Origin of the sequence: Pseudomonas sp. NPDC086278 (genome assembly GCF_050280905.1) — a bacterium.
Lineage (GTDB): Bacteria > Pseudomonadota > Gammaproteobacteria > Pseudomonadales > Pseudomonadaceae > Aquipseudomonas.
The window spans coordinates 1-2,252 of record NZ_JBNNWE010000200.1 but is presented as its reverse complement, the minus strand read 5'-3'; the positions used below and the strand labels follow the sequence as shown (position 1 = coordinate 2,252).

Here is a 2,252-nt window from a genome sequence, read left to right as displayed (position 1 = left end):
CGTCGTTTGACGGCAAACTTGGCGGTGGGCCGACGGCCCATCGCTGCCCTCCCCTTCTGTAAGCCCGGATGCCATGCTGACTTGGTTACAACGCACCCCGAGGGAGACTCGAACTCCCACTCCTTTCGAAAACGGATTTTGAATCCGCCGCGTCTACCAATTCCGCCATCAGGGCTCAATGGCGGCGAAGTATAGAGATGAGATTACCGTCGGTCAATCAGGTACATAGAGAATTTTCACTATTTCGGCTAGACTTCCGGCCCCTGCTAGACGAACCCCATCATGCGCGTTGCTGACTTTACTTTCGAACTCCCTGATTCGCTGATTGCTCGCCACCCTTTGGCCGAGCGTCGCGGTAGTCGCCTGTTGACCCTGGATGGGGTCAGCGGCGCCCTGGCACACCGTCAATTCACTGATTTGCTGGATCATTTGCGCCCTGGCGATTTGATGGTGTTCAACAATACCCGAGTGATTCCGGCGCGGCTGTTTGGCCAGAAAGCTTCCGGCGGCAAGCTGGAAATTCTGGTGGAGCGGGTGCTCGACAGTCATCGCGTGCTGGCGCATGTGCGTTCCAGCAAGTCGCCCAAGCCGGGGTCGAAGATCCTGATTGATGGCGGTGGCGAAGCTGAGATGCTGGCGCGTCACGACGCGTTGTTCGAGCTGGGGTTTAGCGAGGAGGTGTTGCCGCTGCTTGATCGCGTCGGGCACATGCCGTTGCCGCCTTATATAGACCGCCCGGATGAAGGCTCGGACCGCGAGCGTTATCAGACCGTGTACGCCGAGCGCCTGGGCGCGGTGGCGGCGCCGACGGCGGGGCTGCATTTCGATCAGCCGCTGCTGGAGGCGATTGCCGCCAAGGGCGTCGAGACCGCGTTCGTGACGTTGCACGTTGGCGCTGGCACGTTCCAGCCGGTGCGGGTCGAGAAGCTTGAAGACCACCACATGCACAGCGAATGGCTGGAAGTCGGCCAGGACGTGGTGGACGCGGTCGCCGCTTGCCGTGCTCGCGGTGGGCGCGTGGTGGCCGTGGGGACCACCAGCGTGCGCTCGCTGGAAAGTGCCGCGCGCGATGGCGTGCTCAAGCCGTTCAGCGGCGACACCGACATCTTTATCTACCCGGGCCGGCCGTTTCACGTGGTCGATGCCTTGGTCACCAACTTCCATTTGCCCGAGTCCACGCTGTTGATGCTGGTGTCGGCGTTCGCCGGTTATCCCGAAGCCATGGCCGCCTATAAAGCCGCCGTCGAGCATCAATACCGATTTTTCAGCTACGGTGATGCGATGTTCATCACCCGTAATCCCGCGCCGACTGCCCCTAAAGAATCAGGCCCAGAGGAAACAGAATGAGTCGCCAAAGTCGTATGTCGTTTGAGTTGCTTGCTACTGACGGCAAGGCTCGTCGCGGTCGTTTGACCTTCCCGCGCGGTACCGTCGAGACCCCGGCCTTCATGCCGGTGGGCACGTACGGCACCGTCAAGGGCATGTTGCCGCGGGATATCACCGCCACTGGCGCGGAAATCATTCTGGGCAACACCTTCCACTTGTGGCTGCGTCCTGGCACCGAAGTGATCAAGAAGCACGGCGACCTGCACGACTTCATGCAGTGGAAAGGCCCGATCCTGACCGACTCCGGCGGTTTTCAGGTGTTCAGCCTGGGCGCCATGCGCAAGATCAAGGAGGAGGGCGTGACCTTCGCCTCTCCGGTTGATGGCGCCAAAGTGTTCATGGGACCGGAAGAATCGATGCAGGTCCAGCGTGATCTGGGCTCCGACATCGTCATGATTTTCGACGAATGCACGCCGTACCCGGCGGACGAAGACGTCGCGCGGATCTCCATGGAGCTGTCGTTGCGCTGGGCAAAGCGTTCGAAAGAGGCCCATGGCGATAACACCGCGGCGCTGTTCGGCATCGTTCAGGGCGGCATGCACCAGGACTTGCGCATGCGCTCGCTGGAAGGCCTCGACCAGATCGGCTTCGATGGCCTGGCCATCGGTGGTCTGTCGGTGGGCGAGCCCAAGCACGAGATGATCAAGGTGCTGGATTACCTGCCGGGCCAGATGCCGGCTGACAAACCTCGTTACCTTATGGGCGTTGGCAAACCGGAAGATCTGGTTGAGGGTGTGCGCCGCGGTGTGGACATGTTCGATTGCGTGATGCCAACCCGTAATGCCCGCAATGGGCATCTGTTCATAGATCGGAAGAACCGGTCGTGCCAAGTTCGGCATGGACGTGCAGTTTGACGGCTTGCTGAC

1 protein-coding gene, 1 tRNA gene and 1 pseudogene are annotated in these 2,252 nt (G+C 60.8%); 2 read left to right on the top strand and 1 reads right to left on the bottom strand.

The genetic code is table 11. From position 1 onward, the window contains the following. Nucleotides 1–93: 93 nt before the first annotated feature. A tRNA-Leu gene (locus tag ACQKP4_RS28890) sits at nt 94–175 on the bottom strand. Nucleotides 176–282: 107 nt separating this feature from the next. Between ACQKP4_RS28890 and queA the strand changes: the two genes are divergently transcribed. Both queA and tgt read left to right on the top strand, forming a co-directional pair. After that, the gene (gene queA, locus ACQKP4_RS28885) at nt 283–1,347 is read left to right on the top strand and encodes a tRNA preQ1(34) S-adenosylmethionine ribosyltransferase-isomerase QueA (RefSeq protein WP_427637423.1); all 1,065 of its coding nucleotides are present in this window, start codon (nt 283–285) and stop codon (nt 1,345–1,347) included. 14 nt (nt 1,348–1,361) lie between these two features. Next, nucleotides 1,362–2,195: pseudogene (gene tgt / locus ACQKP4_RS28880) on the top strand (tRNA guanosine(34) transglycosylase Tgt); the annotation flags it as partial. Between the last annotated feature and the right edge of the window lie 57 nt (nt 2,196–2,252).